We start from the raw sequence: 7,682 nt of genomic DNA, 5'->3' as shown, positions 1-7,682 counted from the left end.
CTCTTAAACCATTATAGTTATGAAGTTTTTTCAAAGCTTTCACTTCTTTGAAAAAGCTAAATATCTTGCCAGATTTTAATAACTCGATCAGGTAGACAAAGAAAAACCTGTGATAGCCTGCTAAAGTTTCATCAGCGCCATGTCCATCTAACGTAACTTTGACATTGTTACTTTTAGCTAACTTAAAAACAGACCACTCTGCAAATATACTCGTAGTTCCAAATGGCTCATCTTGATGCCAAACAACTTCCTCTAATATCGATCTTTTATCAGGACATATCAGCTCAACAAAGTGAGGTTCAGCAGTAATCGTTTCTAGAACATCATTTATATAATTTCGTTCATCATATTTTTTTACTTCAGTGTAGGCAGAAAATGTTTTTTGCAAATCGTCTTTTCCTTGCCCTTTTAACACTGCATTAATTTCACAAGCTATAGAAGATGAATCCATACCACCTGAAAGTCCTGTCCCCAACGGCACATCAGCTTGTAGGCGCAAGCGAACGGAATCTTTAAATAACTTATGAAACTTAGTTGTTGCCTCTTTTAATTTATCTTTTACTCTTGCTTGCGGTCTAAAATACCATTTAGATATAACCAGATCATTGGCTTTATTCAAATCAATTTTGAATTTATGTCCAGGAGGAACTTGGTGCACTCCTGCGAATAAAGTCTGCGATGTATGATCTGTTTGCCCGTATTGTAAAAAGTCATAAACTCTAAACGTATTCATTTTTGATTGCCAATGCGGTAGAGTTGTAAACTGTTTGATCTCCGATGCCAATGCGAGTGAATTGGCTGTTTTCCAGTAATATAATGGCTTTACACCAAAGCGATCTCTAGCGCCAAACACACAGCTAAGTTCGGTATCTAGAATTTGGAACGCAAACATACCATTGAATTTTTCGAGGCAGGATTCCCCCCACTCAATATATGCTTTTAATAAAACCTCGGTATCACAGTTAGAGTTAAATGTATGACCTACTTTTAACAACTCTTCTTTTAGTTCATGATGATTGTAAATTTCGCCATTAAAAGCAATCACGTAGCGCTTATCATCACTTACCATAGGCTGAAATCCAGACTCAGATAAATCAACTATCGCAAGACGACGATGACCAATTAACGCATTGAATTTTTCGTTTAAAACGTCATAATTATCATCAACTACAGTCGAATTGTTCATTATGTGGCTGACTTTATTTTTAGTATCAAAAAGGTAAAAACCCTCCCCATCAGGTCCCCGATGAGAAATAGCATCATTCATTTTTACTAAATCTTTAAATTTTAATCCAGTTGTTGAATAAAGCGCAGAAAAGCCACACATCAATTTTTACTCCATTAACAGCCATCTATTACGAAGGCTAATACTATAATTTTATTCGTTAAGGATTACTTAAACTGCTTAACTATTTTTATTATCAACGTTTTCTTCTCTTGCCGCAGATAATGAAACACTTCCAACTACGTACACTAAGACTAATACGCAAAAACCTATATTTAATATTGAATAGTTCATTACAAAATCATCAACACTTTTCATCTCAATAAGAAATGTCATTAAAATAAGAGCAATTAAAGCTAAGCTACTTATGGTTAAAAATTGTTTAGTTTTTTTATAAGCTATAAAGTAATAAGTAATAGGTGAAATAACAAAACTAAAAAATATATATGGCGACATCAAAGATGCCATGTCGCCTGCTCTCCCCCAACTATTACCAAATACGAAAGAAAATATATCCTTTCCAAAAATATAGACAGCGATAAAACAAGGAAAAGAAGAACTTAAAACTAATATGTTTTTAAAAACAAAAGCTCGAATATCTTTAGGTTTACCTCTCAAATCAATAAACCTTTTATACATAACTTGACCCATAGCTTTATTTACTAATGTAATAGGTAATTGTACCATTCTAAAGGCCAACCCAAAAAAACCAGCAGCCTCAAGTCCATATAGCTTAAATATGAAAAAAACGGGAAAACTAATTAAAATAGTATTGATTAAACTTGCGGGAGTATTAAAAAAAATTAAATCGCTATGTTTTCTAAAAGCAACTAAGGTAGACCTCATTTTTAATGATAATCTTTCTTTATGTATCTCAGCCCTATAAGCCAAATAAATAATTATCAATATTGTAGCAAGAATGAAGCCAAAAACTAACCCATATCGGGTATAACCTAAATAGAAGAATAGATAACTAAAAGCAAATCTCAAAGCCACAAAAGATACCTGAGACGTTGCGTAAACTGAAAACTTTTCTTTTCTCGTAATAAATTGGTTTAATACTAAGTTAGTTGCTGAAAATAACACCCCTAAAAGAACGAGTACTTTAATATCAAACAATTTATCAAAACCAATAAGTGTATAAAAATTGCTTTCTGAATAAATTGTGATGAATAGTATTGAGAGCAAAAAGATTGAAATTACAAGCATTAAACCTAATACACTTGATAATTCTCTGGCGCTCTTACTTTTTACAATAGCAAGCTCTAAGCTTAAAAATATAAAAGCTGCAAGTGTCCCTGAGTAACTAATAAATGCAGTAAATACACCAAACTCCTCTGGAGAATAAAGCCGAGTTAATATTGGTGTAAGTAATAGTGCCAAAATCTGGGCGAAAAGGGCACTACTAATCAAAGTAAGAATATTTCTTACATACTTACTTTTAAACATTAAATATACGGATGCATGGGTAAACTAAAAACACTATCTGCTAATTTTGATGCAACAGGAAACGCTTCATCTGGGTAACTTAATTGCTTAAAAGCAGTTTGCTGATGCATACAAGTTCCGTAATAAATCATAGTTGGTATGCCTTGCGCTTTATAGGCTGCCATATCTGCATCACGGTTTGTTGATACCAATGTGTATTGTGCCCAAGAGCTAATATAACCTTTTGGTACTTGGGGTGTTTTATATTTACCTGCGAGTGTTTTTTCGTAATTGTCGGCAGCTTTATTGCGATTAATAAGTTCAGTTGGGAACTCTGCTAACTTCTCAAGTAATATTGCAGCCTGAATAGTATCTAACCGAGAATTCATGCCAATGCGAACATTGTCGTATTTATCACTACCTTTGCCGTGCACACGATAAGATTTAATTAACTCTGCATATTCGTCATTATTGGTAAATATAGCACCGCCATCACCATAACAGCCAAGAGGTTTAGCCGGGAAAAAACTGGTTGTTGCTATATCACCAAAACTACCTGCTTTTTTATCATTAATACTGCCACCAAAACCTTGCGCAGCATCTTCAACGAGTTTTAAATTATATTTGTCTGCTATTTTTTGTATTTCAGGATAATTGGCAGGTAAACCAAATAAATCAACCGCAATAATTGCTTTTGGAATTAGTTTACCTTCAGCAATTGTTGCTTGAATACGCTTTTCAAGATCGATAGGGCAAATATTAAAAGTAGCCTCGTCTGAATCAACAAACACAGGTGTTGCGCCTTCATAAGCAATAACTTCTGCAGTCGCAAAAAACGTAAACGTCGGGCAAAATACAGCGTCGCCCTTTTCAATGTTTAGCACCATCATGGCAAGTGTAAGAGCATCTGTACCATTTGCACATGTTATGGCATGCTTTACGCCTACGTACTCAGCTAACTTTTCTTCAAGCTCTTGCACCTCAGGCCCCATAATATATTTACCATGGTCTAATACATCTTGAATTCGTTTATCTATTTTTGTTTTTAAGTGATTGTACTGCGCTGCTAAGTCTATAAATTGCATTTAATGATTACTCGTTAATTAAAGTCAGTGTTGAACCCAATAGTTGGTAAGTATCGCCTGTATGCTCACACTTTTCAGTACCTGTTCCGCTAATGGGTAGTTTAAGCTGCTCACCATATTTACTGATCCAACCAATCTGCTTTGCAGGAACACCCACCATTAACGCAAATGCGGGTACATCTTTATTTATTACTGCACCAGCACCAACGAGTGAATACTCACCAATAGTTACACCACATACAATTGTACAATTAGCGCCGAGCGTTGCGCCTTTTTTTACTAATGTATCGCGATATTCGGTTTTTCGTTCAATAAACGAACGCGGGTTATACACATTGGTAAAAACCATGCTAGGGCCGCAAAAAACATCATCTTCAATATGCACATTATCGTAAACAGATACATTATTTTGTACTTTTACATTATTGCCAATAGTAACCTTATTGCCTACGAATACGTTTTGCCCCAGCGAACAACCTTCACCTATTTGCGCACCACTACACACGTGCACAAAATGCCATACACGCGTGTTATTGCCTATTTTAGCCCCATCATCAACAATAGCGCTTTCATGCACATGATAATCCATAACTATAATACCTTCGACAGTGACGGGTGAGCTTTGTTTCCGGCCTCAACAGTTGGCATTTCACGAATTTTTTCAACTGTTTCAATAGCAACACGATTCTCATCAATACCAAAACCGTTGCCTGCTAATATATTTTGGTAACTTTGAGTATGTAAGTCGGTAAAGCCGCCAGAAAACTCAAGTTCTTCAGTGTCATTACCGTCATTAATAGTAATACTACGGTAAGTAAGTTTTTCACCTTTAATCGCATTTTCAGGTAAGTTATTTGCATCAATTGACAAAAACCATTTCACACGAGCTCGCTCGTATTCAAGGTAGCCACTAGACGTTTTTTCATCTCTAAAATGAACTTCGTTATGTTTAAGGTCACCAAAAATAAAATGCAACATATCGTAGAAATGCACGCCAATGTTGGTAGCAACACCACCTGATTTGTGGTCAAACCCTTTCCAAGATTTCATGTACCACTTACCGCGCGATGTCATATAAGTTAAATCTACATCAAAAACTTTATCTGCTGGCGCTGCCGCTACTTTTTCTTTTAAAGCGATAATTGATGGGTGTAATCTTAATTGTAATATTGAATTAACATTTGCCCCGTATTTGATTTCGTAATCTTTAAGAATATCCATGTCTTCTGAATGGAGTACTAATGGTTTTTCACAAATTACATCAATGCCATTTTTTAATGCGTACTTCATATGCGGAGCATGTAAATAATTAGGGCTACAAATGGCAATGTAATCGAGCTTTTGACCCTTCATTGCACAGTCTTCAACATATGCAGTAAAGTCTTCAAACTCAGTAAAGAATTCGGCATCAGGAAAATGGCTATCCATAATACCTACAGAATCATTAATATCCATGGCCACTAAAAGGTTATGGCCTGTTTCTTTAATTGCTTTTAAGTGACGTGGTGCTATATAACCTGACGCACCAATTAATGCAAAATTTTTCATTTTAAGTCCTTTATTATAAGCGGATATCTGAATCTTTAGTGCCAAACACATGCTTTACATCATATAAAACATGCTTTTGTTTGCCGAATTTACGAATAGAATCGCTACCCATTTCTTTAAATTCACTGTGATCTACAGCTAATACAATGCCATCGTAGTGATTTTCTTTTAATTCACTTACTAATGACAGACCATATTCATGCTCTACTTCCGCAGGGTTCGCCCAGTCATCATAAACATCAACCGACATGTTAAAGTCTTTTAACTCATTTACTATGTCAATAATTTTAGTATTACGGACATCGGGACAATCACCTTTAAAAGTAAAACCAAGGACTAATACTTTTGCTTCATCAACATGAATTTTTTGGCTTGATAGCTTTTTAACTAATTGCGTTGCAACATATTCACCCATACCGTCATTTATTCTGCGTCCTGCTAAAATAACTTCAGGTCGGTAGCCTACTTCCTGCGCTTTGTGGGTTAAATAATACGGATCAACGCTAATACAGTGCCCACCTACTAAGCCAGGTTTAAACTTTAAAAAGTTCCACTTTGTGCCTGCTGCATTGAGGACTTCTTCTGTATCAATACCTAAGCGATTAAAGATCTTTGCAAACTCATTAATTATGGCAATATTTAAGTCTCGTTGTGTATTTTCAATTACTTTTGCCGCTTCGGCTACTTTTATAGAACCAGCTAAATGCGTCCCTGCAGTTATAATTGAGCCGTATAACTCATTTACAAACTCACCAATCTCAGGCGTAGAACCCGATGTGATTTTCATAATTTTAGTTAGCGTATTCACCTTGTCGCCAGGGTTAATTCGCTCAGGTGAGTAACCAGCAAAAAAGTCTTTGTTAAATACTAAACCTGATACTTTTTCGATAATAGGTAAACATACCTCTTCGGTTGCACCTGGATATACAGTTGATTCATATATAACAACATCCCCTTTTTGAACAAACTCACCTAATAATTCAGATGCTTTGCGAAGTGGTGTTAAATCAGGCGCATTACTTTCATCAATAGGGGTAGGAACTGTTACAATATAAACATTACAACTAGCCAATTCCTGCTTATCACAAGAAAAAGTTAATTGTTTGATATCTTTAAGCTCTTCATCGCTAACTTCTAACGTCGCATCATGCCCTGCGCTTAGCTCATCTACTCGTTTTTGGTTTATATCAAAACCCAAAACTGGATATTTTTTACCAAACTCTACGGCAAGAGGCAGGCCTACATAACCTAAACCAATTACGCCTATTTTAATTTTTTCTGATGAAATATACATTTTAATTTCTCTTAAACTTTGAAAGCTTTTATTTAATATACTTTGAAATTTTCACTTTAATCTTTTTTGTGGAAATAGCGCAATAATACATACATAACACCAAAAGCCCCTCCTAATAAGAAACCAAAAATACATATTAAAGCTCGCTTCGGTTTTGATTTTTGTTCTGCAACAATTGCAGGATCAATAGTTTTAAATACGTACTCATCACGAGCACTAGCAAACATCTGTGTTTTTGTTTGCTCCTCAATTAAGCCGTATAAAACAGCTCTTATGTCAGCAACTTTTGTTTGTTCAATTTGTTCTGTTAAAAATACAGTACTTCTTTTAGACTCTTCAATGTCACGCGATTTCATCTCTAAATTAATATCTCTAACAAGCCAATCAACCCAATTTTTAGCTATTAACGGAGACAAATGCTCAATAGAGATAGTAACCAATGAAGTCTCTTGAGAGACATTAATTTTCATAATATTTGAAAAATTGTTATAAGCCTCTTGCATTGATGGCTCTGCATTTAGAGGTGCCTTAACCTCACGCAACCAAGTTTGACTCTCTGAATCATAAACCTCTGAATCATAATCTAAAATATTGGTATTTCTGTTCCAAGATTTCACTGCCATTAAGTCGGGTAAAATATGATGATTTGATATGAACTCGGTGATAAACTTACGAGATTTAAGTATTTCAAGTGCCATTTGCGTTTTATCAACACCGCCACCTGCACCTAAATTAACCCCTGCTAAACTTGCTAGGCCGCCTAGCTGCCCTGCCAGCCCCCCCGCTTTGTCTTGCTCTGCGGGTGCCAGTAGCGCCTCAGATTTATAAATATTAGGCAGATTAACTGCATAGTAGACTGACGCAGAAGCAAACAAGGCTGTAATAATTACTATTATCCATTTCCCTTGCCAAATAGCGGTAAATAGTTCGCGTAGGTCTATTTCGTCATCGGCAATGTTGTTTTGCACTGGTGTATTTGCTTGATTTAGGTTGTTTGAGTTGTTTTCCATTTAAATCTCATAAGTTCAGCTATCAGCTATCAGCTATCAGCTATCAGCTATCAGCTATCAGCTATCAGCTATCAGCTATCAGCTATCAGCTA

Annotated in this window: 7 protein-coding genes; all 7 read right to left on the bottom strand. The window is 35.5% G+C overall.

Annotated features, from left to right (window positions below; translation table 11 throughout):
* Positions 1–1,327: asparagine synthase (glutamine-hydrolyzing) (asnB, locus tag QL984_RS18020; protein ID WP_290173172.1), on the bottom strand; the 1,327-nt coding region annotated here is incomplete at its 3' end.
* A gap of 78 nt (positions 1,328–1,405) precedes the next feature.
* A complete protein-coding gene (locus tag QL984_RS18015) occupies positions 1,406–2,674 on the bottom strand; it encodes an oligosaccharide flippase family protein (RefSeq protein ID WP_290173171.1) in 1,269 nt (422 codons plus the stop codon).
* Complete coding sequence (locus QL984_RS18010; RefSeq protein ID WP_290173169.1) at positions 2,674–3,738, bottom strand: DegT/DnrJ/EryC1/StrS family aminotransferase; 1,065 nt, start codon at positions 3,736–3,738, stop codon at positions 2,674–2,676. Before QL984_RS18010 ends, QL984_RS18015 begins: the two co-directional genes overlap by 1 nt.
* A gap of 7 nt (positions 3,739–3,745) precedes the next feature.
* Positions 3,746–4,327: an acyltransferase gene (locus QL984_RS18005; protein ID WP_290173165.1), complete on the bottom strand. Its 582-nt coding sequence runs from the start codon at positions 4,325–4,327 to the stop codon at positions 3,746–3,748.
* Between the two features lie 2 nt (positions 4,328–4,329).
* Positions 4,330–5,286, bottom strand: a complete 957-nt coding sequence (locus tag QL984_RS18000) for a Gfo/Idh/MocA family oxidoreductase (RefSeq protein ID WP_290173163.1) — start codon at positions 5,284–5,286, stop codon at positions 4,330–4,332.
* Between the two features lie 13 nt (positions 5,287–5,299).
* Positions 5,300–6,580: a Vi polysaccharide biosynthesis UDP-N-acetylglucosamine C-6 dehydrogenase TviB gene (tviB, locus tag QL984_RS17995; RefSeq protein ID WP_290173162.1), complete on the bottom strand. Its 1,281-nt coding sequence runs from the start codon at positions 6,578–6,580 to the stop codon at positions 5,300–5,302.
* Positions 6,581–6,636: 56 nt separating this feature from the next.
* Positions 6,637–7,590: a Wzz/FepE/Etk N-terminal domain-containing protein gene (locus tag QL984_RS17990; RefSeq protein ID WP_290173160.1), complete on the bottom strand. Its 954-nt coding sequence runs from the start codon at positions 7,588–7,590 to the stop codon at positions 6,637–6,639.
* Positions 7,591–7,682 lie beyond the last annotated feature (92 nt).

The sequence above is a fragment of the Pseudoalteromonas sp. APC 3495 genome (assembly GCF_030407645.1).
GTDB lineage: Bacteria > Pseudomonadota > Gammaproteobacteria > Enterobacterales > Alteromonadaceae > Pseudoalteromonas > Pseudoalteromonas tetraodonis.
The sequence above is the reverse complement of the archived record's forward strand: the minus strand, read 5'-3'. Positions and strand labels throughout refer to the sequence as shown.